This is a genomic window from Bradyrhizobium sp., assembly GCF_017881085.1.
Lineage (GTDB): Bacteria > Pseudomonadota > Alphaproteobacteria > Rhizobiales > Xanthobacteraceae > Bradyrhizobium.
Map to the genome: position 1 here is coordinate 1 of NZ_JADGRI010000036.1, position 25,467 is coordinate 25,467.

Here is a 25,467-nt window from a genome sequence, read left to right on the forward strand (position 1 = left end):
GAGCTTGCCCCCGGTGAGTACAAGGGCGCGATCAGGATCGATCGTCGGCTCGTGCTGGCCGGACGACCAGGTGCGGTGCTTGTCGGCGACGGCGCCGGCAATGTTGTCACGGTGACTTCTCCCGACGTCACGATCCGCGGATTGACCATCCGGGGATCGGGCCACGATCTGCAAACCATGGATTCGGGAATTTTCCTCGAAAAGACCGCGGAGCGCGCGGTGGTCGAGAACAACCGTTTCGAAGCCAACCTGTTCGGCATCTATGTCCACGGCGCTGCCGGTTCGCGGGTCGAGCACAACATCGTCGAAGGCGTGCGCGGCGGGCGCCGCAACGAGACGGGCAACGGCGTGTCGTTGTGGAATGCGCCCGATGTCACCATCGCCGACAATATCTTCCGCTACGGGCGCGACGGCATTTTCACGATTTCCAGCCGCAAGGATCGCTTCATCAACAACCGCTTCGAGCACGTGCGGTTTGCGGTCCATTACATGTACACCAACGACAGCGAAGTGAGCGGCAACGTTTCCGTCGGCAACCATGTCGGTTACGCCATCATGTATTCGACCCGGCTGGTGATTCGCGACAATATCTCGGACCGCGACCGCGACTACGGCATTCTGTTCAACTACGCCAATTATTCCGAGATCGACGGCAATCTGGTGGCTGGTGGTTCGCTCGATAATATTGCGAGCAGCCGCGACGAGGGTCCCGACGAAGAGCGCGGCATGTTGCCGGATGCGAAGCCCGCCCAGGAGCAGCACTCCGGGCCGGAAAAATGCGTCTTCATCTATAACACCAACCACAACCGGATCCGGAACAACTGGTTCGAACATTGCGGGATCGGGGTTCACTTCACGGCCGGCTCGGAAGGCAACGAGATCACCGGCAATGCGTTCGTCGGCAATCGCAATCAGGTGAAATATGTCGGCACGCGCGACCTCGACTGGTCGAAGGGCGGTCGCGGCAACTACTGGAGCGACAATCCGGCATTCGATCTCAATGGTGACGGTATCGCCGACACCGCCTATCGCCCCAACGATCTGGTCGATCGGGTGCTGTGGACCGCGCCGGCGGCGAAAGTCCTGATCAACAGTCCGGCGGTGCAGGTGCTGCGCTGGGCCCAGGCCCAGTTTCCGGCGCTTTACCCCGGCGGGGTGGTCGATACTCATCCTTTGATCGCGCCGCCGCCGCGACCGTCAGCCAGCCGGAGCCTGAGATGAGCGTTAGCGTATCCGTGAACGGCGTGGAAAAAAGCTACGGCCCGGTGCGGGCGTTGCGCAACGTTTCGTTCGACCTCGGTCCGGGACGGCTCAGTGCCCTGGTCGGCCACAACGGCGCCGGCAAGACCACGCTGATCAAATTGATGCTGGGACTGATCCGCGCCGACCGCGGCGAGGTCAGTGTTCTGAACGAGGATCCGGCGGCCGGCGAATTTTCGGCGCGCCGGCAGCTCGGATATTTGCCTGAGAATGTCGCCTTCAACGCCGCCCTGACCGGGCGCGAAACGCTGGCGTTCTACGCGCGGCTGAAGCAGATCAAACCCGCGTCGGCATGGCCGCTGCTCGACCGCGTCGGTCTGACGGATGCCGCCGATCGCAGGGTCGGAACCTACTCCAAGGGCATGCGGCAACGCCTGGGTCTGGCTCAGGCCCTTCTGGGGCGGCCGCGGGTGCTGTTGCTGGACGAACCGACGACGGGGCTCGACCCTGCGCTGCGGCAGACATTCTACGAAATCCTGAACGAACTGCGGGACGACGGCGCCACCGTCCTGATCTCGTCGCACGCCCTCAACGAACTCGAGGGCCGCGCCGAGCACGTGCTCATCATGAATCGGGGCGTTCTTGTCGCGCAAGGCACGCTGGCGGAATTGCGCTCGATTTCGCAACTGCCGATCAGGGTCTCGCTCGATCTCGTACCCGGCGCCGATGACGTTCCGTCTGCCTGGATGAACGGCGAGTCCGTCGCGACCCCGCACGGTCGGGTCGTGCTGGTGCCCGATGAAGCGCGCAAGATGGAGCTGTTGCGGGTCGCGGCCAGTGATCCGCGCGTCAGGAACATCGAAATCGCCTCGCCGACGCTCGACGATCTCTATGCTCATTTCCTGCAGGAGAATGCGGCGTGAGGACCATCATCATCATCGCGGCCAAGGAGATCCAGGAAGGTTTGCGTAACCGCTGGGTTCTGGCCACCACGCTGCTGCTGGCCGCGCTGGCGCTATCCCTGACCTTCCTCGGCAGCGCACCGACCGGCAATGTCGGCGCCGGTGCGCTCGATGTGGTCGTCGTCAGCCTGTCCAGTCTCACGATCTTTCTGCTGCCGCTGATTGCGCTGTTGATTTCGCACGACGCCGTGGTCGGCGAGATGGAGCGGGGCACGATGATCCTGCTGCTCAGCTATCCCGTCGGCCGCCATCAGGTGATCCTCGGAAAATTCTGCGGGCATGTTCTGATCCTCGCCTTCGCCACCGTCATCGGCTACGGCGCCGCGGCGGCGGCGCTTGCCATCACCGGCGCCTCGGTGCTGGCGGCAAGCTGGTACGCCTTCGCCTCCATGCTCGGGACATCGATCCTGCTCGGCGCGGTCTTTGTCGCGATCGGATATCTGATCAGCAGCCTTGTGCGCGACCGCGGCACCGCCGCGGGTCTTTCGGTGGGCGTTTGGTTGCTGATGGTGCTGGTGTTCGATATGGCTCTGCTCGGCATCCTCGTGGTCGATCAGGGGCGCATCGTCTCGGCGCCCGTCCTCGAGGCACTGCTGTTTCTCAATCCGACCGATCTGTATCGGCTGACCAATCTGACCGGGTTCAACGTCAGCCAGTTTTCGGGGATGGCCGGGCTGGCCGGGACAGCAAGCCTGGGGATCGGCGCGCTGCTGGCGGGCTTGCTGGTCTGGATCGCCGCACCGCTCGGGCTTGCGACGGTGTTCTTTGCGCGGAGGGAATTATGAACTTGCGGATCGTCTGCGCTTTCATCGCCATCTTCTTCCTGACCGGATGCAACCAGGACGCGGCCAATTCGGTCGCGCCGCCGCCGGTCGCCCTCAACAGCGACGCGATGGGGGTGTTCTGCGGCATGAACCTGCTCGAACATCCCGGACCGAAAGGTCAGATCATCACGGCGAGCCGGATCGATCCGTTCTGGTTCACATCGGTGCGCGACACCGTGGCGTTCACCTTGATGCCCGATCAGCCCCGCGACATCCGCGCGATCTATGTCTCGGACATGGCGCAGGCATCGAGCTGGGAAGATCCCGGCGCGACCAACTGGATCGACGCGCGCAAGGCGTTCTTCGTGATCGAAAGCCGCAAGCAGGGCGGAATGGGCGCGGCGGAAGCTGTGCCGTTCGGCAATCGCGACGCCGCCGATGGCTTCGCTGCGGCGAATGGCGGCAAGGTCGTGACGTTCACGCAAATTCCGGGCGCCTATGTACTGGGCAGCGACACTGCCGGCGACCAGAGCGAACGTTCCGATGTGCGGCTCAACTGACGAGGACCGGCCGATGCTCACTCGCACTATCACGCGCCGACGCATGATCGCCATTGCGGCGACGGCAGCCGGATCGGCATTTCTGACCAGTGGCCGGACGGCTCGGGCGGGCGAAGCCGTGCGGTGGCACGGTTCGGCACTCGGAGCGCAAGTCTCGATCGAGATCCACCATCCCGACCGGGCCGAGGCCGATCGTCTTGTCGATCAGTGAGTCGTGGACGTGCGGCGGGTGGAGCTGCAATTCAGTCTGTACCGAGCCCACTCGGCGATCTCCGCCCACAACCCCTCCGGTATTCTTGTTTCGCCAGACGCCGACATGGTGACGCTGCTGAAAGCTTCGCTGCATTTTGCCGGTCTGACGGACGGCGCCTTCGATCCAACGGTGCAGCCGCTGTGGCAGCTTTATGCGGATCACTTTTCTTCAGAGAAGCCAGATCCGGAAGGGCCGTCGCCGCAGAAGCTGGCTGAAGCGCTGAGCAAAGTGGGGCGCAGCGGCCTGCTGGTGAGCGAGGACCGGGTCGCCCTGATCAGGCGCGGCGCGGCCATCACGCTGAACGGCATCGCGCAGGGCTACGCCACGGACCGCGCGGTCGAGCGGCTACGCAAGGCGGGCCTGTCGACGACGCTGGTCAATATGGGCGAGATACGGGCGATCGGAACGAGACCGGAGGGTACGCCGTGGCGGGTGGGCCTCGCCGATCCCGACAGGCCCGGCGCGCTCACCGAAACCATTGACCTCGTCGATCGCGCGGTCGCGACTTCGGCTGGCGCCGGATTCCGTTTCGACTCCAAGGGCCGGTTTACGCATCTGTTCGATCCGGCGACAGGCCGCAGCCCGTCGCTCTACAGCACGGTGAGCGTCATCGCGCCAACGGCCACCGAAGCGGATGCGCTTTCGACCGCGTTCAGCCTGATGCCGTTGCCGCGGATCCGGGACATCGTGGCCGTCCGGCCGAAGGTGCAGGCGCGCATCGTCGAAGCAGATGGAACTTTGATCGTTTGTAATGCTTGAGATGCGATCTGCCCGCCAGCCGGTCGGATCGGCCGATTTCCCCAACAAGATGAAAGTTGCTGCTCCCAAAAGGGGCCAACACAGGAGCACAGGATGCGAAGACTAGTTTTGGTTGTACTGCTGGCGGTCGCAGGCGCCGGTGAAGTCAGGGCGCAGGATGCCGCGGCGGGCGAGAAGGTTTTTGGCGTCTGCAAGATGTGCCATCAGATCGGCGAGGGCGCGAAAAATGCGGTTGGACCGGTCCTCAACGGCGTGATTGGCCGCAAGGCAGGCAGTGTTGCCGGCTATTCCTATTCGGATGCGAACAAGAATTCGGGCATCACCTGGGATGAGGCGACCTTCCGCGAATACATCAAGGACCCGAAAGCGAAAGTGCCGGGCACCAAGATGATCTATGCCGGACTGAAGGACGAGCAAAAGACCAACGACCTGGTCGCCTTCCTCAAGCAGTTCGATGCCGACGGGAAAAAGAAGTAAGCGCTTTGGGCCGGCGCGCCGGCCCTTGGCACTTTGCTCGCAAGTCCCCTCACTGCCCTTTTCGGTGAGTGAGGAAGAGCGTCTGCATTACCGCCCAAGGCTGAAGGGATTATGGGATTGCTTGGCAAGGTCGCCATACAATGCGGCAATCTTCTTCGACTCGGTCACAAACGTCTCGTAAGCCGTCTTCGCGAATTCGGTTTGCACTTCAATCGCCTTGTCGAGCGACCTCACGCTTGACAGCTTCTCAACGAAGGATTTTGCGTCTTCAAACGACTTCTTCGTGTAGTCGCCGTAGGCAGTGGCGATCGCCTGAAAGCCTCCCGGGAAGCTGTTGGTTGACGCCGTCCCTGTATCGAGCGGTTGTTCGCTGTTCTGTTGTTGTGCGAAGTTCTTTTTCGAGCTGTTCTGGTTTTCATTCGCCATTTTCGGGTCTCTCTTGTTTGTTTGACAGCGCACCAATGGTGCGCGTCGCCGATGGTTGCGCCGAAACAGCAGTTCCCGCTTGTTCGTTGGGCGGTCATTGTGTGTTCGTAGAATGATATCGGAACTCAGATGGATGCCGTCACGGAGGCGCAACCGGTCAATGAGGGACGCAAACGCGAATATGTCGGGTTGAACGGTATATGTTGGCGGCAATGCGGATTACCGCTTTTGTTTTATCGGAACGGCGCCGACTCTGGGCCGTTGTCGTGATGTTCCCATGAAAGGAAACAACATGACGAACCAAAACCAGCCCGGCCAGCAGAATCAAACGCCGGGCCAGAAACCCGGTCAGCAGCAAGGCGGTGGCCAAAAACCGGGCCAGCAGAGCCAGGCTCCCGACAAGGGCAATCGAAATCCCAAGGAGCCGCTCGACCAAACGAGCAATAGCGATACATAACTAACAGAAACGGCCCGCCTGGCGGGCCGTTTTCTCTTTGCGCATTCTCTTGCGCTTCAATGCCGCCCGCCGCTTCGGCGTATTCCATCGCGCCCGGGTTTTCCAACCGCGCTCGCCAGGACTCAGCGTGACAGTCGTTCCGCGTTGGCGGCGACGTGTTCTCGATACCGATCGACCACGCTGCTCGCCGTGCCGCCGGCCAAAAGGCTTGCACCGGCCTCGAACATGGCGTGCACCTTTTCGGTCACCATCAAATGCGCCTCGTCCTGCGAGCCGCTGCCGCCTGACATCATCTTCATCATTCGAAGACCAATGACGTTGCCTGACTCCAGTGCCAGGGACATGGCGGAATAAAATGGGCCAAACATTGCGGCTGTCTCTCCACAGCGAAATGCTGCAGTGAACGAATGCCTGGTAGGACGAAAAGGTTCCATGGACGCATGTTGGCTGTGACCCGTTCAGGAGTGAGTGAGCCGTTTTGACCGTACCGGCGTTGATTGTCGCCTCCCGCTGTCGGCCGTGCCGGCACGGAAGGAACGGAACGCGACCGGGCTGCTTGGTCTATTCAAGGAGACCAAAATGACGCACAGCCATCGCGCCCCCGTTACGACCGAAACTGGCGAACGGATTCCCGCCCGGCCCCACGACGCCGGTAGTCAGGCCAACGAAACCGAGGATGGGCTGGACGCCGCTACGGAGGCAATGCGGCGCTCCGCCGAGGATACACCTTCCGGCACCGGGCGCGGAGATATTGAAAAGACGCCCGTCTTCGATCGCGCTGATCTGGCACCGAAAATCTAGCGAGGGTCATGATCATGAGGAAGGACGGCATCATTATCGAAGCACCGGCCGAAGTGCGCCGGGCCGAACCCGGCCCGTCAGTGCTGGCGGCGCTGCTTTCGATCAGCGCCGGCCTGGCTGTATTGATCGTTGGCGCACTCTGGTACGCGTTCTTCCAAATCTGGTAGAAGCGCCGGTCCAATCATCCCAGGGTATCAGGTTTCAAGCACCATCACCTGGCCGGGCAGGTCGTTCCGGTTTTCACCCGGGCTTCGACCAGCGCGCCGGCTGCTTTCTGCGTGCCCGGCGCCGAAGACTTGGTTTCCCCTCGACATCACCGCTACGTGAAAGCCGTAGTCGGCGGCCGCCTTCGTGGATTTGCGCCGATGCGGAAGTCTCCCTTGGACAGGGAAAGTTTCGCTGGCCGCCCCTAGGGCAGGAAGCCGTTCGGATTGGCGAGCTTCTTCGGCAAATATTCGTCGATCACGTAGTTGAGGCCCCATTTGGCCAGTGCCTGCTGCTCGGCGCGAACACCCATGTCGAGCAATTGCTTGATGGCGGCGATCCACTCGGGATGGGCCTTGATGAAGGGATCGTTCTGCAATGCGTCCTGGGCGCGCTTGATGTCGGTCGTTTCCAGTTTGTGGGTCGCGTCCGCAAGACCGAAGTCGATGATATCCTGCGGCGTGACGCCGAGGAAACGCGCCCGCGGCACGCACAGGAAACGGTTGATGTGGGCCGCATTGCCGGAGCCGACCTTGAGCGTGCGGTAGATATTGGTAAAGCCGTAGGGGTCGCAATCGACGAAACAGTACACCGGCAGGTTCTGCTTGTCGGAAAGCAGGCGGATGAAGCGCCGCGTGGCGCGGGTCGGGACGCCACCCATCTCGACGATGATGCAGCGCGCGGTCTCCCAGAACCGGTGGTTGTTGAGGCGCTGGAACATGCCGCCGGTTTCGATCGCGAGCACGAAGCGGGCATCGGTGCGGAATGTCAGATGCTCGACCGAGCGCGGGATGCTGTAGGCCCCGCTGCCCAGATTGGTGCAGTCGATCTCGATCGTCGCTCCGGTCGCGGTGTTGCGGTCGACCACGGTGAGGCGGCCCGCGACCGATCCGCCATGGGATTCCGGGTAGAAGCGCAGCTGTTCCCGCGACAGCCCGTGCATCGATGCCATCGCCTCGATGTCATCCATGATGGCATCCGATTCGGCCTGCTCGTCGAAGCGGCAGTCGCCCCAGTTCTTGCTGATGTAATAGACCTCGCGCTTGGTGGCGAAGTCGTCATGCTCGACCATTGAGCGCGAGGTCGCCATCAAGCGCAGGGTCTGTGCGAACGAACGCGCGGTGCTCACCGTCAGCGAGCGCACCTTGCGCGCATCGCCAAGTTCGAAATAGCCCTTCGTTTCGTCATAGGTCACATTGTCCAGGCTGCGGACCGGAAGCTTGATGTCGGGCAGCCTGCCGCCCTCGATGCTGGCGCGCACCTCGGCGGCAACCTGCTCGATCAGCGCGATGGTCTTGTCGTCGAGATCGCTGCGCGTCGCGTCGGCGCCGGATTTCTTCATGGCTCGGCCCTTTGCGTCGTGCGGCTGATATGGAGCACGTCGTCGAGTTTCCTCACCGTGGAGTCGCGCTCGGCATTGCTGAGCGCGAGGATGTCCTGCAGCGCGGCGCCGATATGCGGCAGATATTTCTCGATATAGGTTCGCCGGTCATATTCCTGGTGCAGTTGCGTCTGGTGGCGCAGATGATGCGCGAGGCGGCGGGCGCACTCCTGCAGCCCCAGTTTGATCTCTTTCAGGATTTCCGGATAAGGCTCGATGGCCTCCTTGGACTCCGACGTATAAGGCACCCAAACGGACGCGACATGGACAAGGATCGCCATCGGTGCGACCGGCAAGGAGCCTTTTGGCTGGTGCAGGCCGTAGCCCCGCCAGTTGGTCTGGGTGACAGCCTTGGTGATCGCGCAGCTGGCCTGCTGGTAGAGCAGCGGTACCCGGTTCGCAAACCGCAGCAGGCGAACCGGCTCGTCTTTTTGCGCGATCAGGTTTTCGGCGGCAGGCGGCTCCTCGGCTTGCTTCTTGCGCAGGTGCCCGGTCGCATCGACTTCGACGCCGGCCCCGCCGGGACGGCCGTAGGCGATTGCGACTTCCACCTGGAACGGGTTGCCGCGGTAGGCGGCGGCCGGCCGCGTGGTGACGGTAAAGAAATCCGCCTCCAGCTCCTTGTGCAGGCCGTCCAGCAGCTGCTTCTCGCCGATCGGGACGATGCAGTCCGTCCGCGGCGCCATGATGCGGGTTTTCTGGATGGCCTTGTGCAGGGCGGCCGCCTGTACGTGCGCGATGTGTCTGGGATGCGAGCGGTCGCTCAATTTCCGGTCGGAATGCGTGCCGGCGATTTCGATGATCTTCAACGCCGTCTTCCTCCCGACGCAGGAAAACTCGTCGACCAGAAACCCCAGCAGGGTGCGGCTCTTGGTGTTGTTCAGCATCTGGATCAGCCGGCCGAGCTCAATGCCGTAGGGATGGGGCTTTATCTCCGCCGGCCGCGGCGGAAGCTTCTTGGTGCTGCGGACGAAATGTAGTTCCTGTCCCTGTGGGTCCTTGTAAGTGATGGAAAGGTGCGGATTGGCGATGGCCGTCTGCTTCAGATAGACCTCCACCGAATGCGGCCCCTTCTGATAGTGGCCCTCCATCTCCATCTCGACCCGGGTGCCGTGGGGACGGTCCCATTTCAGTTGTTTCTTGCGGTGGATGTCCGGCTGGTTCCTGGCGGTATCGATCGAGACATGCATTTCGGAGGCAAGCTTCTCGCCGTTGACGCGGCTGATGATGTGCAGCGGCTTGCCGACGGTGAGCTGCCCGTACATCCCTGCGGCCGAGATCCCCATCCCTTGCTGGCCACGTGACTGGCTGAGCTTGTGGAATTTCGAACCATACAGCAGCTTGCCGAAAATGCGCGCGATCTGGCCCTCGACAATTCCCGGGCCGTTATCCTCCACGATGACCCGCGATTTGCCGGAACGGTCGCTGACCTCGACGCTGATCTCGGGGAGGATGCCGGCTTCCTCGCAGGCATCGAGCGCATTGTCGACCGCTTCCTTCACGGCGGTGACCAGGGCCTTGGCCGGGGTATCGAAACCGAGCAGATGACGATTCTTGAGGAAGAATTCGGAGACGGAGATTTCGCGCTGGCGGCTCGCCATTTCCGAAGCGGTGGCGGGTAGGGATTGCCTGTCAGACACGTTGCAAAACTGCACCTTGCGGGGTGCATCCCTCAGACGTCCATGAAGTAGCTTATGTTTTATAGGCTGCGTACCTTCGGCATCGCTTGACCAGGATCAAATTCAGAGGTGTCGAAGGAGGAGCCACCGAACGGGCATTTCGCAATGACCGCATCGCGGTCATCTTGCCCGGGAGCCGCGGCTTGCAATTCCCGCTTGAACAGCGAAACTTCGCAGGTGCGGGGGGATGCGGAACTTCTTGGGGCTTCTGTATCCAAAGCGGAGACCGAACATGAAGGGATCGGATCTTCTCGTCGCGGCGCTCGAGAACGAGGGCGTCGATCGAATCTTCGGGGTGCCCGGGGAGGAGAACCTCGATGTCGTCGAAAGCCTGCGGCGCTCCTCCATTGAACTGGTGGTGACCCGCCATGAGCAGCCGGCCGCCTTCCTCGCCGCCACCTATGGACGGCTAACGGGAAGACCGGGCGTCGCGCTCACCACGCTCGGTCCCGGCGCGCTCAACCTCGTCACGGGTGCTGCCTACGGCTTTCTCGGCGGCATGCCGATGGTCTTGATCACCGGCCAGAAGGCCATTCGTCAAAGCCGGCAGGCGCATTTCCAGATCGTCGATATTGTCGCAGCGATGCGCCCGCTGACCAAACAGTCGCAACAGATCGTGAGCGCGTCGAGCATCCCGACCCTGGTGCGGAATGCGTTTCGTATCGCCACCCAAGAGCGTCCCGGCCCGGTGCATCTCGAACTGCCCGAGGACGTGGCCGCGGAAGAGGCGGGCGATGTCGCGCTGGTGCCGGCCCATGCCGCGGAGCTGCCGGTTCCCTCGGGGGAAGCGATCGCGCGCGCGGCCGACCTGATCCTGGCCGCGAAATGTCCGCTCTTGATGTTCGGCGCCGGCGCCAGCCGCCCGCAGTTGGCGCCGGCGCTGTCCGATTTCGTCCGCCGTGTCCGCATCCCCTTCTTCAATACCCAGATGGGCAAGGGCGCCGTCGGCGGCGCGTCGGATTTCTATCTCGGCACCGCGGCCTTGAGCGAACGCGATTACGTCCACCAGGCGATCGACCGCGCCGATCTCATCGTGACGATCGGGCACGACACGATCGAGAAGCCGCCGTTCCTGATGGCGCGCGGCAGACACCGCGTCATTCATATCGGGTTCGTGTCCGCGACCGTCGAAGAGGTGTATTTTCCGCAAGCCGAAGTCATCGGCGACATCGCCAAGGGCCTCGAGCTGCTCGGCGCCCGGCTCGAAGGCAAGCTCGCGATGAGCTCCGACTGGGTCGCCCTGCGCATGGAGATCCTGTCTCACATCACCGATCGCGCGGAAGAGGATCGCTTCCCCCTGACGCCTCAGCGCATCGTGCACGACGTCCGGCAGGTGATGCCGCCCGACGGAATCGTCGCGCTCGACAACGGGATGTACAAGATCTGGTTCGCGCGCAATTACCGCACCGATGTCGCCAACACGCTGCTCTTGGACAATGCGCTGGCGACGATGGGCGCAGGCCTGCCCTCCGGGATGATGGCGGCGCTGCTTTATCCGAAGCGACGCGTGCTGGTGGTGGCCGGCGACGGCGGCTTCATGATGAACAGCCAGGAGCTTGAAACGGCACGGCGGATGAATCTCAACCTCGTGGTTCTGATCATCGAGGACCACGCCTACGGCATGATCCGCTGGAAGCAGGCCGTCGACGGCTTTCCGGATTTCGGCCTGAGCTTCGGCAATCCCGACTTTGTCGCTTATGCCGCCGCCTACGGCGCGAAAGGCCGGCGGGTCACAACGGCGTCGGGGTTGGTTCCGGCGCTGGAGCAGGCCTTTTCCGAAGGCGGGCTGCAGCTCGTCATCGTTCCCATCGACTACAGCGAGAACGTCCGCGTGCTGGTCGACGAACTCCGGCACATGCAGGACTAGAGTCTTGCTTTCTTGGTGCTCCAGACCGATGCCGAAGCCATCACGATCAGGCAGATCAGCGCGTAGGAGACCAGCGAGGCGCAGACCATGGCAGCGATGGTGGCCATGCCGCCGCCGAAATAGCTGACGGCGAGCCAGCCGCCGCCGGCGGCGAGCACCAGCCGCGAGACCGCGCCGACGAACGGCCACAGCACGTGGCCGGCGCCTTGCGCGGCGAACGCGATCACGAAGCCGAAGCCCAGGGCGGCGTAGGACGGCGCCACGATCCGAAGATAAACGGCGCCGGGACCAAGCACTTGCGGGTCATGGCTGAACAGGTGCAGCCACAGCATCGGGAAGATCGCCACGATCACGCCGATCGTGCCGGCGACGCCGGCGCCGACAAAGCTGGAGGTCCAGGCGATTTTCCTGGCGCGGGCGACCTGACCGGCGCCCATGTTGACGCCGACCATGGTCAGGACAGCGGTGCAGAGCCCGAACAGGATCGGGATCATGACGTAGTCGAGCCGCGAGGCGATGCCGTAGGCGGCCAGCGCATGGGTGCCGAACAGCCCGACCGCGCCGGTCACCAGGATCACGGTCAAATTGGTCAGCGTCGTGCTGATCGCCGTCGGCAGACCGACCTTCAAAATGTCCTTGAACAGCCGGCCTTGAAGCGGGACGAGTTTTAGGGTCAGGCCGGAGCGGCCCGTCGTCATGTAGCGCAGCAGCACCAGCATGGCCGCGACATAATAGAGCGCAAACGCAATTCCGGCGCCGGCAATGCCGAGTTTTGGCACCGGTCCGAAGCCGAAAATCAGCAGCGGCGAACAGGGAATCAGCACCATGGCGCCGACCAGCGTCACCATCGCCGGCACCCGGACATTGCCCGAGCCGCGCAGCGCCGCCGCCTGGAAATTGACGATCCACACCGGGATCGCGCCCGCAAACAGATAGTTGGAATATTTTACCGCGGCATCGAGCGCGCCGGCGCGGCCGCCGAGGGTCCGGTACAGCACCGGGCCGCCCCAATGGGTGCCGATGGTGAAGATCGCTCCCACGATGACAGCTAGCACCATCGCATGCAGAACCAGCGCATCCGCGTCGTCCTTGCGGCCGGCGCCGGTGGCGCGCGCCACCGCGGACGCGACGCCGCTGCCCAGCCCGCCGTTCGACATCATCGTCATCAGCATGAACACCGGAAACACCAGCGCCACGCCGGCCAGCGCATCGGTGCCGAGATAGCCGACATAATAGGCCTCGGCGACGTTCACCGCGGTCTGGGCGATCAGTACGGTCATCGTCGGCAGCGCCAGCCGCAGCAAGGTCGGCAGCACGGGTCCGGTCAGAATGGTGGAGCGCGCCTCAATCGCCCTGGCCGGTGAGCCGGAGGGCCTTGCGATCGCGGCCGGCTTGTCCGAGGCATCTCCGCCGCCGATCGGGGGAACCGGTTCCAGTTCGTCGGCCCAGGCTTCGCCAGATGGCGCGGAGGTTTGCAGGCTCATCGGTCTAGGTCCTTGGCCGCTTGCAGGGCCCTTGCGAGCGCCGCATCGATGTGAGATTATGATCATAATATCTTATTATGACCATAATGCAATAGGGGCTGGCGGCCCCCAGCCGCCCCGTGCAAGGAACAGCCCATGCGGTACGACAAGGGACACAAGGACTTGACCCGGCAGCGCATTATCGAGGTGGCGTCCCGGCAATTTCGCGAGCAGGGCGTCGCCGCGGTCGGGCTCGCCGGCATCATGTCGGATGCCGGCCTCACCAACGGGGCGTTCTACGCGCATTTCGATTCCAAGGAGGACCTGGTCCGCGAAGTGCTGTCCCATGCCGGCTTCCGCACTAAATTGTCGAGGGCGGCGGAAAACGGCACCGGCCTCGCGGGCGCGATCCGCGACTACCTGTCGCAAAACCATCGCGACAATCCGGGGAAGGGCTGTCCCACTTCGGCGCTGGTCGCCGAAATTGCCCGGCACCCCAAGGCGACCCGCGACGCGTTCACCGGCAAGGTCAACGATGTCATCGAACTGATCGCGGGCGGCGTGGATGCGCTAAGCGACGCCGAGCGGCGCCGCAAGGCGGTTGCGATCTACGCATTGATGGTGGGCACGCTGCAACTGGCCCGCGCCGTCAACGACAAGCGGCTGTCCGGGGAGATCCTGCAGAGCGGCGCCGACGAGGCTGTCGCGCTTGCCGGTCAGCCCGGAACGTAGGGTCAGGGCAGGCCTCTTGCCTCGATTTCCCGCACCAGTTCGAGCGTCGGCTGCGCCAGGCTTCCGCCTGATGGATCGAGTCCAAAGACGGAAGCGAGATTCGCGCGATCCCTGAGCACGGTCGTGTGCGGGCAATGGGTCGCGGAGTTGCACAACAATTGCTTGAGCTTTTCGCCTTCGGCGACCAGGCGCGGGGGATCGACCGCCGACCAGGCGAGCAGCAGCGGCGTCTGGATGTTCAGGATGCCGGGAAAGGCCGATCGCGCGTCGTATTGGCTGGCGTCGGCGCCGAAATAGGATTTCTCCGCCGCGCCGGCGTCGGCGCTCGCATGGTAGATGCCCGACACCAGCACGGCGGCGGCGATGCTGGAATCGCTGTCCTGGAATTCCGGGTGGCCCAACAGGCTCGCGACGTGAAAGGCGCCGACGGAATAGCCGATGGCCACGATCTCGTCGCGGCTTCCTCCGAACAGGTCGATGTTCTGGTGTACCCACGAAGTGGCCGCCGCGACATCCTGGGCGCCTGATGGCCATGGGTTCGCCGGCGCCAGCCGGTAGTTCATTCTCACGCCGATCATTCCGTTGCGCGCGGCAAAGCACATCGCCGCGTCCTGCATGGGATCCGCGGCATCCGGGCTGCTGTTTTCGCCGGTGAAACTTTCGCCGGTCACGAACAAGAGGACGGGACGCGGGGATGATGTCTGGTCGGAGCCGCCGGTCGCCACGTCGAGCGCGTTCAGCTCGCTCTCGCCGTATTTCAGGTTTCGCGTGAACGACACCTGCTCGCATGATCTTGTCGGGTCCGGCGCGGGGGCGGACGGCGAAGGCGTGGAATCATCGACGGCAAGCCCGCCGCGAACCGATGCGTTCGGGATCGCCATCAGCAAAAGCAGAAATACGAGGTATCTTGTCATGAAAGACCATGCACGAAAGCCGCCGCAGATCTCGTGCCGGCTCGGCGCTGCGGCGGAACAAGGATCGACCCGCGTTTGGGCGATTTAACGGCATGATGGCCTCGCCGATCTTGCCAAAACGCACGTTCGGATGAGGACTTGGACCCGCATGGCGAGGAGCGCAGCGCCGCCGCGCGTCTCGAACCATGCGACGACGGAATGCGCCGTTACCCTCAGTGCACCGCCGCGTACATGATCTTCTCTTCGGTCGCGTCCAGCGCCGAAAATTCCTCGACCACCTTGCCCTGCCGCGACACCAGGATGCGGTCGGACAGCGCCATGATCTCGGGCAGATAGGACGAGATCATCACCACCGCCTTGCCTTCGTCGGCCAGCCGCTGGATCAGCTCGTGGATCTCGACGATGGCGCCGACGTCGACGCCGCGGGTTGGTTCGTCGAAAATGATCAGGTCCGGTTCCTGCACCAGCGACTTGGCGATGACGACCTTCTGCTGATTGCCGCCCGAGAGTTCCACGACCTTGATGTCGTTGCCAGTGGCGCGGACCTTCAGCCGTTCGACCCAGGTCTTGCCGACCTCGTCGGCCTCGCGCCGCGACAGGAAGAAGCGGCCGCCCGGCAGTTTTGCGAGTAGCCCGAGATAGATGTTGCGGGCTACCGACATGGTCTCGAAGAAGCCTTCGACCTTCCGGTCTTCGGTGACATAGGCGATGCCGGCGCGCACCGCCGGCGCCGGCACGCGGTAGCGCACCGGCTTGCCGTGCAGGATCACTTCGCCGCCGTGGAAGAAATCCCGCTTCAGCACGCCGGCCACGATCTTGAAGGTCTCGGTGCGGCCGGCGCCGACCAGGCCGAACACGCCCGTGATCTGTCCGGCGAACACCGACAGCGAGTTGTTCTTGACCATCGGCGCCATCTTGAGGTTCTGCACGGTCAGCACCCGCGCGCCGGCGGGCCGCACGCTGTTCTTGCGCAAACCATAGAGCGTGTTCGACAGGTCGCGCCCGACCATGGCCTGCACGATCCGCGCGCGGTCGAACTTGGCGGCCTCGTCGGTCACGACATGCTTGCCGTCGCGCAGGATGGTGATGCGGTCGGCGAGAACAAGCGCCTCCTCGAGCGCGTGCGAGATGAATACGATCGACACGCCGCGGCGCTTGAGATCGCGGACGAGGTCGAAGAAATACTTCTTCTCCTCCGGTGTCAGCGTGGCCGTCGGCTCGTCGAAGATGATGACCTTGGCCTCGTGCAGCACGGCGCGCGCGATCTCGACCATCTGCTTCTTGGCGGCGCCGAGCAGGCCGACGGTCGCCGTGGGCGTGACGTCGAAATTGAGCGATTGCAGGAATTGCTGCGCGGCGATGTAGATGCCACGCAGCCGGTTGTAGAATTTCTCCTGGCCCAAAAACAGGTTCTGCGCCACCGTCATGGTCGGCACCAGGCTGTTCTCCTGGAACACCATGGCGATGCCGAGATGGCGCGCTTCCAGCGGCGTGCGCGGCGTCGCCTCGACGCCGTCAACCTCCATCTTTCCGGAGGTGAGGGCGACGACACCGGCCATCACTTTTGTCAGGGTCGATTTGCCGGCGCCGTTTTCGCCGACCAGCGCGTGAATCTCGCCGCGCCGCAGCTCGAAATCGACGTTCTCGATGGCGGGAACGCCGGCATAGAGCTTGGTCGCCTTGCGAAGCGCAAGAATAATGTCGTCGCTCATCCGCGCAGCTCCTGCTCGATTCCGGCAAGCCGCACGCGCAGCAGCCGGCCCGGCCCTTTGGCGATGGCGAACAGCGCACCATCCATTTCAACGGCTGCCACGATGCCATGGTTGACGCCGTCGACCCGGGAATGCAACGCGTAACGCGGCACGCCATCCGCATCGAGCCGGATGACGAGGCCGTAGGAGCGGGGCGGCGCCCAGGGTTTTACGACGCCCATGGTCTTGATGTGCGCGCCCTGCATCGGCTCGAGAAACGACTGGCCGGATTTCAGTTTCGGCGCGATCCAGTATTCGGGATCGATTTCCGCCATCATGCGCCGCCGGTAGGCATTTTCACGCAGCACGAACTCGACCAATTGGGTGCGCGCGGTGAACGCGGTCAGCCAGAACCCGTCGGAAGCCGCCGGCGACAACCGCGACGGATAGACCGGCAGATGTTCCAGTACGGTGCGCGGGCTCCCGTCCGCGCCGAACGCAATCACCCGGTGCCGCCAGCTTTCGCTGACGAAGATGTCGTTGCCCCCGGCGCATGCGCCGAACGCGTAGGCCAGCCCGGAAGCAAGCGTGCGAATGCTGCCGCTGGCAGGGTCGAGCACCAGCACGCGCCCGCTGCGGCCGCGTTCCATCAGATCGTGCACCCATTGCCGGTAGGGCCGCGCGGTCGAGCCGTCGGTCGCGATCAGGGTCTTGCCCGGTCCCGGCGCCAGCGCGTTGATCGCTTGCATCGAGGAATCGGAAAAGGTCACGGTGGCTGCCGGTGCGGAAGGCGTCGCGAACACCTGCACCTCGCGCCCGTCGAGCGCGACCGCGATGCCGCCATCCGGCAGGCAGCACAGCGCGGTGACGGGGCGGTCGAAGCGTCTGACCTCGGTGGTGGCCGCGCCGTCGAGGCGCAAAATCACCGCGCCGTCGGCGATGTAGAGTGCCTTGCCGTCGGTGGCGAGATCCTCGGGCGCGTCGAACTGCGCGACGATCTCGGCGTTTTCCAGGATCTGGTTCGGCTTTAGCGCGCCGTCGAACGACGGCACCGTGATGGTCGCATCGCCCCGCCCCAGCAGGCGGTCGGTGAAGCTTTTCAGCGCCGCGATCACTTGCTCTTCCCCCAACGGCGGTCGTACTGCACGAAACCGGGGTCGGCGCCTTCGAGCTTGTAGCGGCCGATCCGGTTGTTGGCGATACCGCCGAGATAGAGATAGCCGCGGTGCTCGCGCATCGAGGTGATCATCGGATGGTTGACGCCGCGCAGGTCCCACAGCGAGTCCAGAACTTCGCCGCGCTCGTTGAATTTGATGACGCATCCGGTGTTGATGTTGGGGAACAGCCATTCGTCGATCGGGACCCGCTTGCCCATCCGCTTGCGGAAGCCCGGCATCTTCCAGGCCAGATCAAGCGCGGGGCTGCGCATGCCGACCATCGCCAGCCAGTAATTGCCGTCCGAGGCGAGGTTGATGTTGTCAGGATAGCCCGGCAGGTTGTCGATGACCGTCTCGACCTTGCCTGTTTTGGGGCCATCGAACCAATAGCGTTTGATCGAACAGCCAAACGTTTCGGCGAACAGGATCGACTGGCCGTCGCTGGCGATGCAGATGCCGTTGGGGAATTTCAGGCCGCGCAGCACGGTGCGCGTGGTGCCGTTGTTCGGATCGTAGCAGATGATGCGGCCGTTACCGCGCGCTTCCAGTCCGTCGACCGGCCACTCGTCCATCTCGTAGCGAATGGTGGCTTCAGAAAAGAAGATGCGGCCGTCATCGGCGATGTCGAGATCGTCCGCCAGCCGCAGCCGGCTGTCGTCGTTGACCGAATAAAGGCTGCGGTTGGTCTCATCGGTGACCTTCTCGACCTTGCGCTCGGGCGTGATGCGATAGAGTCCCATGCCGCCGATGCAGACATAGAGATTGTCCTTGCGGTCGAACGCCATGCCCAGCGGCTGTCCGCCGATATGGGCGAACACCTCCATCTCCTGATAGTCCGGCGCCAGAAAGCGCATGATGTCGCCATGGCGCGAGCCGGCATAAAGATTGTCGTTGCGGTCGAGGATGACGTCTTCCGGCGCCTCGATGCGGCCGAGCCCGATCAGCGTCACGTCGCGCAGTCTGTCGTTCTGCGCGAACGGGCCGCTGCCGGGCGCGGTGGAGGCCGCCGGCGCGAGACCATGATAGGTCGGGCTGACATAGACCTTGGAGATGATGCGGGTCCGGTTCTTCAGCCAGCGGATATCGATGGTTGCGGCGACCAAAAGGACGCCGGCCAGCACCATGCGATTGACGCCGCCCGAGACCGACAGCGTGGTCAGGCCGTTGATCACGAACAGCACGATCAGGGTGCCGACCAGCGCTTTTGCGACCGAGCCCTTGCCGCCGCCGAGGCTGATGCCGCCGAGCACGGTCGCGGTCAGGACCGTGACCTCGAGGCCGACGCCCACGTCGCCGCCAACCGTGCCGAGACGGGCGGCGAAAAACAAGGCGCCGATCGAGGTCAGGACGCCGCTTGCGGTGTAGCACAGCGCGATCGTGCGGCGCACCGGAATGCCGGAATTATAGGCCGAGCGGCGCGAGCCGCCGATCGCGGTGACGTGCCATCCCGGCCGCAGGCGGGTCAGGAAAACATGCCCGAAAACCGCGACCACGATATAGACCAGCACCACGCTCGGGACGCCCGCCACCACGCCGCCGCCGACAAAATTCCAGGACGGGAAGTCGGGGAAGGCGGCGGCGATGGTGTTCGAATAGTCGAACAGCAGCAGATCGTAGGCGGAGCGGTAGATGATGAGGGTGATCAGCGTGGTGATGAACGCGCGCAGCCGCAAGTAACCGATCAATAGGCCGTTGACGGCGCCGAGCGCCGCGCCGCACGCCAGCGTGGCAACGATCACCGCCGGAACCGGCCAGTTCAGCACATTGAGGCAGAACAGCGCGCAGAAGTCGCACAGCGCGAACATCGAACCGACCGAAAGGTCGATGCCGCCGACGATGACGACGAGCGCCATGCCGAGCACGATGAAACCGATTTCGCCGGCCTGCCGGCCGGTATCGGCGAGCCCGCCGACCGAAAGAAAGCCGGGGATCGCGCGGCTCAGCAGAATGGTGATGATCAGCAGCACGATCACCGGGATCGCGGTTTCCGTCCAGCGCTTGGAGAGGATTTCGCCGAGCAGATGATCCGGCCAGTAGCGGTATCGCAGTCGAAGCAGCGCGTCTTGCATTGGTATTCCGGGATCGAAGGAGGAATTGGGTCGGTGCGGCCGCAAGGTTTATCTGGAAACGAAGGGTTTTGAGACGAGCGGCCGTACGAAATGCACGGCCGCTCAGGTCTCGCGCTTGCTACTTCTTCAGGTCGCTGAGATTCCAGCAGGCGGTGTCGCTTGCGGCATTCTCCTTGGTGATCGGGATCAGCGTCGTGTACATCGATCCCTTCACCGATCCCGGCTTGACGCCGGAGGATACCAGCCACTTGATCATGCCGGCCATCTGCTCGGCCTGGGTCGGAACGTCGTAGCTGAGATCGAGGTCGAATGCGCCGGACTTGACGAGGTCGCATGCGCCCCGGCGCTCGCCGCCGCCCGAGGTCGAGACCCACACCTTGCCGGTGAGGCCTGCTTCCTTCACCGCGGCCGCGGTGCCGATATCCATGCCGTCCCAGAAGCCGACGATGCCGCACAGATCGGGATTCTGCTTCAGCACGGTCTGGGTGATCGCCTTGGCCTTGGCGGCATCCCAATCGGCGGCCTGGCTGGAGACAACCTTGATATCGGGGTTCTTGGCCAGCACGTTCTCGACACCCTTGAGGGTGTAGGCGCTCGCCGCGGCCGAAAGCGCGCCCTGCACGATCGCGATCTTGTTCGATTTGCCCTTGCAGAAATTGACCACGGCCTCGGTGTCGCGTTCGCCGATCTCGATCCAGTTGGCGCCGACAAAGGCCGAAGACCGATAGCTCGAGCCCATGTTGATCTGGATGATGTAGATGCCTTCGTTCTCGGCGCGCTGCAGCAGTTTGGCATAGGTCTGCACGTCGGGATTATGGATGATGATCGCGGCGGGCTTTTCGGAGATCAGTGTCGTCACCGCCTGGGCGCCGGCATTGGTGCTCCAGTTCGGATCGCGCACGACCACCTTGACGCCGTAGGGCTCGAGCTCCTTCTTGACGCCGGCGAACCAGCCTTCGGTGAGATCGAAGTTCATCGCCACCGGCACATAGGCGACCGTCTTGCCGGCAAGCGCTTCCTTGAACGCGCCCTGAAACGGCTCGTCGAGGCCCTTCTGCGCCAGAACGGGCGAGGCCGCCGCGGCGGTCAGGCCGAGCCCGAAGAGCATGGTCTTGAGTAGTGTCCTTCCAGATCCAGATCGTGTCATGTCGTACCTCCCTTTTATTGATTGATGTGTCAGCCCGCTATGTTGAGCATGATCTCTTCGCATCGTGCCCTAGATATCGCCTTGCTGGGCCGTCTCCTCGTTACGCGGATTCAGGAAGGAATCCGCAATGACCGCGGCCAGCAGCACCACGCCCTTGACGAGGTTCTGGCCGGAATATGAGACGTCCATGATGGTCATGCCGTTGAGCATGGTGCCGATCAGGAGCGTACCGATGACGACGTTGAGCACGCCGCCGCGCCCGCCCGACAATCCGATGCCGCCGAGTACGACCACCAGGATCACGTCGTAGATCAGCGTCGAATTGAAGATGCGCGTCGGCATGCTGTTGACCGAGGCGGCCATGATCAGGCCGGCCCCGAAGCCGATCAGCGCCGCCAGCACATATTGCAGCACGATGATGGGCCGGGTCGGAATGCCGGTGACCCGGGCGCCGTTGGGATTGTCGCCGATCGCGTAGATGTAGGCGCCGAGCCGCGTCCGCCGCAGGAAGAAGGCGACCGCGATACAAAACAGCGCGAACATCACGATCGGCATCGGGATGCCGAACAGATTGCCCTGCCCGAGTTTCTCGAACCCCTCGAGCCCCGGGCTCCACTGCACCACGTCGAGCTTGAACAGCGCCGCCTGGCCGAGCCCGGCGAGAAACAATCCCGAGGCCAGCGTCGTGAACAGCGACGGCACCTCGGCATAGGCGATCAGCCATCCGTTGACGAGTCCGAACACGGTGGTCAACACAAAGGCTGCGGCCAGCGAGGCCGGCAGCGAATGGCCGTCCTGGACCATTTGCAGCACCAGCCCCGGCGGCACCGCCAGCGCTGCGATCAGCGAAATGTCGATGCCGCGCCCGATCACCACAATCGCCATCGCCAGCCCGAGAATGCCGAGCACCGCCACGTTCTGCAGCAGCGTCAGCATGTTCGAGGTCGATAAAAAGCCGGGGAGGGTAGCTGCGAAGACGGCAAACAACACCGCAAAGACCGCAAATACAATTCCCTGTTGCCCGAGGCTCCTGATTCCCATCCCGACGTCTCTTCTTTTGTTCTTTGCCGGCGATGTTGGCGCGCTTTGGGAACCAATGCAAGCGATCACAGGTGGTCTCTGGCGCGACGTCGCGCTCTCGTCAACGCGCTGGACGGCCTTGCAAATATTCCGCCCAGAGAAACGGGAAAGATTGGCGGACGCCGGATTGCCGCTTTACGCGCCGGAAGCCGGGTTGTGTGACACCCCGTCAGGATCGGCGAAAGTAGTCAAGTTGAGGAAGATGATCGGCGAGGCCGTCAGGATGGCGCCGATGAGTTTGCATTCAGGGAACGACGGTGACGGCGCAAGGTGCCAGGCTCACCAGCTTCTGCGAGACGCTGCCGAGCAGCAGCCCAGCCAATTGGCCGCGGCCGCGCCGGCCCAACACGATCATCTCGACCGAGTTGCCCGCCGCGATATCGATCAATGATTGGGCAACGTCACCCGAGCCCGTCCGAAGTTCGATCCGGGATACGCCAAGATGCCGGGCGCGGGCTTCGGCGTCCTTCAGGGTTTTGGCCGCCAACGCTTCCAATACATCGCCGATATTTCCCTCGACCCGCGCAAACTGCTGCGCCTCCTCTTCCAGTTGGCTGTCCGCGACGGTCGCAATCAAGAGATCGCCCGCCAGCGCCCTGGCGAGTCCGGCCGCGACGTCAATCGCGCGCTTCGCTCCGCTGGAGCCGTCGGTCGCCACCATGATATGCCGCATGAGATGTTCCGCCCGATGTTGCTTATTTTTCGTTCGATACCAACCCGGCAGGAGTGCCGAGAACCTAGCGTTGATAAATCCCGACGAGGGTCGCTTCCGCGACAACATGCCGGCGTGCCTCTCGCTCGACCTCGCTGCAGGAGGGCTTGGCGGGAAGCGGCAAATGATCGACCGAAAGCGCCAGCAGACGAAAGTGATAGCGATGGCGTCCGTGACCATGGGGCGGGCAGGGGCCGCCATAGCCCGGCCGGTGAAAGTCATTGATTGCCTGCTTCAATCGTGCCGCGCCGCTGCCGTGGCCGGCGCCCTCGGCAAGTCCTTTTTGTTCGGCTGCGATGTCATAGACGGCCCAATGGTGCCATGTGCCGCCGGGCGCGTCCGGGTCGTCGCAGAGCAGGACGAAACTGCGGGTGGCCGGAGGGGCCGCTTTCCAGTCTAGGGGAGGAGAGAGGTCCTCGCCATCGCAGGTGTAACGGCGCGGGATTGCCGAGCCGCCAGAAAAGCCGCTTGAGCTGAGCTGCATGGGCCACCTCCAAATATGCAAGCCTGTCTCATTTGTGGATGGATTCGATTGATCCGGATCAAGGCCGCGCTACGGCCGGTCGAACGGCGATCCGGCGCCATCGCGACCGCCGCCACGATGCGCTAAAGGAAGACATGCGTCCGCTATTGCACCCCACGCTCATCAACGGGCGAACCGGCGATCCGGCGCTCTATATCGAGACGCTGTTCGAGCAGCGGGCGATTCTGTTCGACATCGGCGACATCTCGCTGCTGTCGCCGCGGAAGATCCGGCGGCTCGAGCACGTGTTCGTCTCGCACGCGCATATCGATCATTTTTTCGGCTTCGATCGGATGTTGAGGGTGCTGGTCGGCCGGGAAAAGCAGATCCATCTTTACGGCCCGGAGGGTTTCGTCGATCAGGTCCACCACAAGCTGGGGGCTTATCGCTGGAATCTCGTCGATCGCGAGCCCGGCGATCTCTCGTTCGTGGTGACGGAAATCGCCCCCTCGCTTGCCACTCAAACCGTACGCTTTCGGCTCAAGACGGCCTTCGCCGCCGAAGCCATGGGCGCAGGCCGGATCGACCGAGGCATCGTCGTCGAGGATCCGACCTTCCGGGTCTCGACGGCGGTGTTGGACCATCGCACGCCATGCCTTGGATTCGCGATCGAGGAACCCTCGCATTTGAATGTCTGGAAGACCCGGCTCGCAATATTGGGACTTCCGGTCGGGCCCTGGCTGAGCGATCTCAAGCGGGCGGTGATCGAGAACAGACCGGATGATTTTCGCGTCCGGATCCGCGCTTCCACGATGAGCTCGGATCAGCACGACATGCCGCTCGGAAAGCTTCGTGAGGTATTGACGGTCACGCCGGGCCAGAAGATCGGTTACGTCACCGACGTCGCCGATACCGCTGATAATCGCAAGGCGATCGTCGAATTGGTCAAGGGAGCGGATCTGCTCTTTATCGAATCCGCGTTTGCGAAAGCGGATGTGGCCTTGGCGACCGAGCGCGCCCATCTGACCACCGAGGCGGCCGGGCAGATCGCCCGTCAGGCCGGCGTGCGCCGGGTCGAGCCGTTCCACTTCTCCCCCCGTTATGCCGGCGAAGACGAGCGAATGGAGAATGAGGTCATGGCGGCATTTGCCGGGCGACCGGGCACGAAAAAGGATCCATGACGCGGGCAGCGGACCCTTGCGCTCGCGAGCCGTCGGCGGCACATTGCACGTGCGGCCGTAAAGAGCCGCCAAGAAAGATAATTAGCAGGGTATCGAGGAAACGCGCATGGCCGCCACGCGGATCGACTGCGATATCCATCCCGCGGTGGGCGGCACGCGCACGACGCTGTTGCCCTATCTCGACGATCACTGGAAGGAACAGGTGGTGAGCCGGGCCATCGACGGCCTCGACCTCACCAGCTATCCGCCCGACATGCCGCTCTCCGGCCGCGCCGACTGGCGGCCGGCCAAGGGCAAGCCCGGCAGCGATCTGGCGATGGTCCAGCGCGGCGCGTTCGACCAGCTCGGCTCGAGCCACGCGATCTGCAACGTGCTCTATGGCGCGCAGGCCGTGTACGACCCCTATATGGCCGCCGCCTTCTGCAAGGCGATCAACGACTGGATTGCGGCCGAATGGCTTTCGCGCGATTCCCGGCTGCGCGCCTCCATCGTGGTGCCCTTGCAGGCGCCGGATCTGGCGATCGAGGAAATCGAGCGCCGTGCCGGCGACAACAGGTTCGTCTCGGTGCTGGTGCTGGCGCAGGGCGAGACTCTCCTGGGCCGCCGGCATTTCTGGCCGGTCTGGCAGGTTGCCGAGAAACACAAATTGCCGATCGCCATTCACGCCGGCAGCGAGTATCGCGCGGCGCCGAGTTCGGTCGGCTGGCCGTCCTATCGCTACGAATATTATCTGGCCGAAGCGCAGGCCTTCCAGGCCCAGGTGCTCAGCCTGATTTACGAAGGCGTATTCGTGAAATTCCCCGGCCTCAAGGTGGTGCTGATGGAGTCCGGCATCAGCTGGCTGCCGGCCTTCATGTGGCGCGCCAACAAGACCTGGCGAGGCGTGCGCGTCGAAATCCCCTGGATCGACCGCGAGCCCGCCGCCATTATGCGCGACCACATCCGCCTGACCACGCAGCCGTTCGACAGCCCGCCGGATGCCAAGGGCGTCGCCGACATCATCGACATGATCGGCTCCGACAGAATGTTCCTGTTTTCGTCGGACTATCCGCACTGGCAATTCGACGG

25 protein-coding genes and 1 pseudogene are annotated in these 25,467 nt (G+C 63.5%); 13 read left to right on the forward strand and 13 right to left on the reverse strand.

What is annotated here, in order from left to right:
* The 6 genes and pseudogenes from QZ213_RS05590 to QZ213_RS05615 all read left to right on the forward strand — a co-directional run.
* A partial coding sequence (locus tag QZ213_RS05590) for a nitrous oxide reductase family maturation protein NosD (protein WP_291685065.1) occupies window positions 1–1,221 on the forward strand: 1,221 nt, incomplete at its 5' end.
* Window positions 1,218–2,123 carry an ABC transporter ATP-binding protein gene (locus QZ213_RS05595; RefSeq protein WP_291685066.1) on the forward strand — a complete coding sequence of 302 codons (906 nt, stop codon included), beginning with the start codon at window positions 1,218–1,220 and terminating at the stop codon, window positions 2,121–2,123. The genes QZ213_RS05590 and QZ213_RS05595, both read left to right, overlap by 4 nt.
* Window positions 2,120–2,947, forward strand: coding sequence for an ABC transporter permease subunit (locus QZ213_RS05600; RefSeq protein WP_291685067.1), 828 nt, complete (start codon window positions 2,120–2,122; stop codon window positions 2,945–2,947). Before QZ213_RS05595 ends, QZ213_RS05600 begins: the two co-directional genes overlap by 4 nt.
* Window positions 2,944–3,486, forward strand: a complete 543-nt coding sequence (locus tag QZ213_RS05605) for a nitrous oxide reductase accessory protein NosL (RefSeq protein WP_291685068.1) — start codon at window positions 2,944–2,946, stop codon at window positions 3,484–3,486. The genes QZ213_RS05600 and QZ213_RS05605 overlap by 4 nt, the downstream gene beginning before the upstream one ends.
* Before the next feature lie 13 nt (window positions 3,487–3,499).
* A pseudogene (locus QZ213_RS05610) lies at window positions 3,500–4,498 on the forward strand (FAD:protein FMN transferase).
* Window positions 4,499–4,591: 93 nt separating this feature from the next.
* Window positions 4,592–4,975, forward strand: coding sequence for a cytochrome c family protein (locus tag QZ213_RS05615; RefSeq protein WP_291685069.1), 384 nt, complete (start codon window positions 4,592–4,594; stop codon window positions 4,973–4,975).
* Between the two features lie 87 nt (window positions 4,976–5,062).
* On the opposite strand, the gene QZ213_RS05620 is transcribed toward QZ213_RS05615, so the two are convergent.
* Window positions 5,063–5,401, reverse strand: coding sequence for a phasin family protein (locus tag QZ213_RS05620; RefSeq protein ID WP_291685070.1), 339 nt, complete (start codon window positions 5,399–5,401; stop codon window positions 5,063–5,065).
* A 292-nt stretch (window positions 5,402–5,693) separates the two neighbouring features.
* On the opposite strand from QZ213_RS05620, the gene QZ213_RS05625 reads away from it, so the two are divergent.
* Window positions 5,694–5,858, forward strand: coding sequence for a hypothetical protein (locus tag QZ213_RS05625; protein ID WP_291685071.1), 165 nt, complete (start codon window positions 5,694–5,696; stop codon window positions 5,856–5,858).
* 122 nt (window positions 5,859–5,980) lie between these two features.
* Here the strand turns inward: QZ213_RS05625 and QZ213_RS05630 are convergent, their stop codons facing one another.
* Window positions 5,981–6,202 (reverse strand): hypothetical protein, encoded by a 222-nt coding sequence (locus tag QZ213_RS05630; protein WP_291685072.1) that lies wholly within the window; start codon window positions 6,200–6,202, stop codon window positions 5,981–5,983.
* 124 nt (window positions 6,203–6,326) lie between these two features.
* Here QZ213_RS05630 and QZ213_RS05635 point away from each other — a divergent pair, with 124 nt between their 5' ends.
* Both QZ213_RS05635 and QZ213_RS05640 read left to right on the forward strand, forming a co-directional pair.
* Window positions 6,327–6,659 carry a hypothetical protein gene (locus QZ213_RS05635; protein ID WP_291685073.1) on the forward strand — a complete coding sequence of 111 codons (333 nt, stop codon included), beginning with the start codon at window positions 6,327–6,329 and terminating at the stop codon, window positions 6,657–6,659.
* Between the two features lie 14 nt (window positions 6,660–6,673).
* Entirely contained in the window at window positions 6,674–6,826 is a 153-nt protein-coding gene (locus QZ213_RS05640; protein WP_291685089.1) for a hypothetical protein, read from the forward strand.
* Between the two features lie 242 nt (window positions 6,827–7,068).
* Here QZ213_RS05640 and QZ213_RS05645 read toward each other — a convergent pair whose 3' ends face one another.
* Both QZ213_RS05645 and QZ213_RS05650 read right to left on the reverse strand, forming a co-directional pair.
* Complete coding sequence (locus tag QZ213_RS05645) at window positions 7,069–8,205, reverse strand: DNA topoisomerase IV subunit A (RefSeq protein WP_291685074.1); 1,137 nt, start codon at window positions 8,203–8,205, stop codon at window positions 7,069–7,071.
* Entirely contained in the window at window positions 8,202–9,884 is a 1,683-nt protein-coding gene (locus QZ213_RS05650) for a DNA topoisomerase VI subunit B (RefSeq protein WP_291685075.1), read from the reverse strand. The genes QZ213_RS05645 and QZ213_RS05650 overlap by 4 nt, the downstream gene beginning before the upstream one ends.
* A gap of 271 nt (window positions 9,885–10,155) precedes the next feature.
* Between QZ213_RS05650 and QZ213_RS05655 the strand changes: the two genes are divergently transcribed.
* Window positions 10,156–11,790: an acetolactate synthase large subunit gene (locus QZ213_RS05655; protein ID WP_291685076.1), complete on the forward strand. Its 1,635-nt coding sequence runs from the start codon at window positions 10,156–10,158 to the stop codon at window positions 11,788–11,790.
* Here QZ213_RS05655 and QZ213_RS05660 read toward each other — a convergent pair.
* Window positions 11,787–13,274 carry an MATE family efflux transporter gene (locus QZ213_RS05660; protein ID WP_291685077.1) on the reverse strand — a complete coding sequence of 496 codons (1,488 nt, stop codon included), beginning with the start codon at window positions 13,272–13,274 and terminating at the stop codon, window positions 11,787–11,789. The genes QZ213_RS05655 and QZ213_RS05660 overlap by 4 nt on opposite strands.
* 135 nt (window positions 13,275–13,409) lie before the next feature.
* On the opposite strand from QZ213_RS05660, the gene QZ213_RS05665 reads away from it, so the two are divergent.
* Window positions 13,410–13,985, forward strand: coding sequence for a TetR family transcriptional regulator (locus QZ213_RS05665; RefSeq protein ID WP_291685078.1), 576 nt, complete (start codon window positions 13,410–13,412; stop codon window positions 13,983–13,985).
* Window positions 13,986–13,987: 2 nt separating this feature from the next.
* Here QZ213_RS05665 and QZ213_RS05670 read toward each other — a convergent pair whose 3' ends face one another.
* The 8 genes from QZ213_RS05670 to QZ213_RS05705 form a co-directional block, all read right to left on the reverse strand.
* Window positions 13,988–14,899: a carboxylesterase family protein gene (locus QZ213_RS05670; protein ID WP_291685079.1), complete on the reverse strand. Its 912-nt coding sequence runs from the start codon at window positions 14,897–14,899 to the stop codon at window positions 13,988–13,990.
* Window positions 14,900–15,111: 212 nt separating this feature from the next.
* Window positions 15,112–16,611 carry a sugar ABC transporter ATP-binding protein gene (locus QZ213_RS05675; protein ID WP_291685080.1) on the reverse strand — a complete coding sequence of 500 codons (1,500 nt, stop codon included), beginning with the start codon at window positions 16,609–16,611 and terminating at the stop codon, window positions 15,112–15,114.
* Complete coding sequence (locus QZ213_RS05680; RefSeq protein ID WP_291685081.1) at window positions 16,608–17,720, reverse strand: hypothetical protein; 1,113 nt, start codon at window positions 17,718–17,720, stop codon at window positions 16,608–16,610. Before QZ213_RS05680 ends, QZ213_RS05675 begins: the two co-directional genes overlap by 4 nt.
* Window positions 17,702–19,816, reverse strand: coding sequence for an SMP-30/gluconolactonase/LRE family protein (locus tag QZ213_RS05685; RefSeq protein WP_291685082.1), 2,115 nt, complete (start codon window positions 19,814–19,816; stop codon window positions 17,702–17,704). The genes QZ213_RS05680 and QZ213_RS05685 overlap by 19 nt, the downstream gene beginning before the upstream one ends.
* A gap of 118 nt (window positions 19,817–19,934) precedes the next feature.
* On the reverse strand, window positions 19,935–20,963 hold the full coding sequence (locus QZ213_RS05690) for a sugar ABC transporter substrate-binding protein (RefSeq protein WP_291685083.1): 1,029 nt from the start codon (window positions 20,961–20,963) through the stop codon (window positions 19,935–19,937).
* Window positions 20,964–21,032: 69 nt separating this feature from the next.
* Window positions 21,033–22,004: an ABC transporter permease gene (locus QZ213_RS05695; RefSeq protein WP_291685084.1), complete on the reverse strand. Its 972-nt coding sequence runs from the start codon at window positions 22,002–22,004 to the stop codon at window positions 21,033–21,035.
* A 283-nt stretch (window positions 22,005–22,287) separates the two neighbouring features.
* A complete protein-coding gene (locus QZ213_RS05700) occupies window positions 22,288–22,704 on the reverse strand; it encodes a universal stress protein (protein WP_291685085.1) in 417 nt (138 codons plus the stop codon).
* A gap of 76 nt (window positions 22,705–22,780) precedes the next feature.
* On the reverse strand, window positions 22,781–23,239 hold the full coding sequence (locus QZ213_RS05705; RefSeq protein WP_291685086.1) for a YbhB/YbcL family Raf kinase inhibitor-like protein: 459 nt from the start codon (window positions 23,237–23,239) through the stop codon (window positions 22,781–22,783).
* Window positions 23,240–23,373: 134 nt separating this feature from the next.
* Here QZ213_RS05705 and QZ213_RS05710 point away from each other — a divergent pair, with 134 nt between their 5' ends.
* Both QZ213_RS05710 and QZ213_RS05715 read left to right on the forward strand, forming a co-directional pair.
* Window positions 23,374–24,399 (forward strand): MBL fold metallo-hydrolase, encoded by a 1,026-nt coding sequence (locus tag QZ213_RS05710; RefSeq protein WP_291685087.1) that lies wholly within the window; start codon window positions 23,374–23,376, stop codon window positions 24,397–24,399.
* A 106-nt stretch (window positions 24,400–24,505) separates the two neighbouring features.
* A partial coding sequence (locus tag QZ213_RS05715) for an amidohydrolase family protein (RefSeq protein WP_291685088.1) occupies window positions 24,506–25,467 on the forward strand: 962 nt, incomplete at its 3' end.

Bases quoted from the DNA above. Each gene is read 5' to 3' on its own strand.
- QZ213_RS05605 (WP_291685068.1), top strand. From the start codon at position 2,944: ATGAACTTGCGGATCGTCTGCGCTTTCATCGCCATCTTCTTCCTGACC.
- QZ213_RS05670 (WP_291685079.1), bottom strand. From the start codon at position 14,899: ATGACAAGATACCTCGTATTTCTGCTTTTGCTGATGGCGATCCCGAAC.
- QZ213_RS05655 (WP_291685076.1), top strand. From the start codon at position 10,156: ATGAAGGGATCGGATCTTCTCGTCGCGGCGCTCGAGAACGAGGGCGTC.
- QZ213_RS05640 (WP_291685089.1), top strand. From the start codon at position 6,674: ATGAGGAAGGACGGCATCATTATCGAAGCACCGGCCGAAGTGCGCCGG.
- QZ213_RS05595 (WP_291685066.1), top strand. From the start codon at position 1,218: ATGAGCGTTAGCGTATCCGTGAACGGCGTGGAAAAAAGCTACGGCCCG.
- QZ213_RS05695 (WP_291685084.1), bottom strand. From the start codon at position 22,004: ATGGGAATCAGGAGCCTCGGGCAACAGGGAATTGTATTTGCGGTCTTT.
- QZ213_RS05620 (WP_291685070.1), bottom strand. From the start codon at position 5,401: ATGGCGAATGAAAACCAGAACAGCTCGAAAAAGAACTTCGCACAACAA.
- QZ213_RS05660 (WP_291685077.1), bottom strand. From the start codon at position 13,274: ATGAGCCTGCAAACCTCCGCGCCATCTGGCGAAGCCTGGGCCGACGAA.
- QZ213_RS05685 (WP_291685082.1), bottom strand. From the start codon at position 19,816: ATGCAAGACGCGCTGCTTCGACTGCGATACCGCTACTGGCCGGATCAT.
- QZ213_RS05710 (WP_291685087.1), top strand. From the start codon at position 23,374: ATGCGTCCGCTATTGCACCCCACGCTCATCAACGGGCGAACCGGCGAT.
- QZ213_RS05700 (WP_291685085.1), bottom strand. From the start codon at position 22,704: ATGGTGGCGACCGACGGCTCCAGCGGAGCGAAGCGCGCGATTGACGTC.
- QZ213_RS05665 (WP_291685078.1), top strand. From the start codon at position 13,410: ATGCGGTACGACAAGGGACACAAGGACTTGACCCGGCAGCGCATTATC.
- QZ213_RS05690 (WP_291685083.1), bottom strand. From the start codon at position 20,963: ATGACACGATCTGGATCTGGAAGGACACTACTCAAGACCATGCTCTTC.
- QZ213_RS05625 (WP_291685071.1), top strand. From the start codon at position 5,694: ATGACGAACCAAAACCAGCCCGGCCAGCAGAATCAAACGCCGGGCCAG.
- QZ213_RS05630 (WP_291685072.1), bottom strand. From the start codon at position 6,202: ATGTCCCTGGCACTGGAGTCAGGCAACGTCATTGGTCTTCGAATGATG.
- QZ213_RS05615 (WP_291685069.1), top strand. From the start codon at position 4,592: ATGCGAAGACTAGTTTTGGTTGTACTGCTGGCGGTCGCAGGCGCCGGT.
- QZ213_RS05675 (WP_291685080.1), bottom strand. From the start codon at position 16,611: ATGAGCGACGACATTATTCTTGCGCTTCGCAAGGCGACCAAGCTCTAT.
- QZ213_RS05705 (WP_291685086.1), bottom strand. From the start codon at position 23,239: ATGCAGCTCAGCTCAAGCGGCTTTTCTGGCGGCTCGGCAATCCCGCGC.
- QZ213_RS05645 (WP_291685074.1), bottom strand. From the start codon at position 8,205: ATGAAGAAATCCGGCGCCGACGCGACGCGCAGCGATCTCGACGACAAG.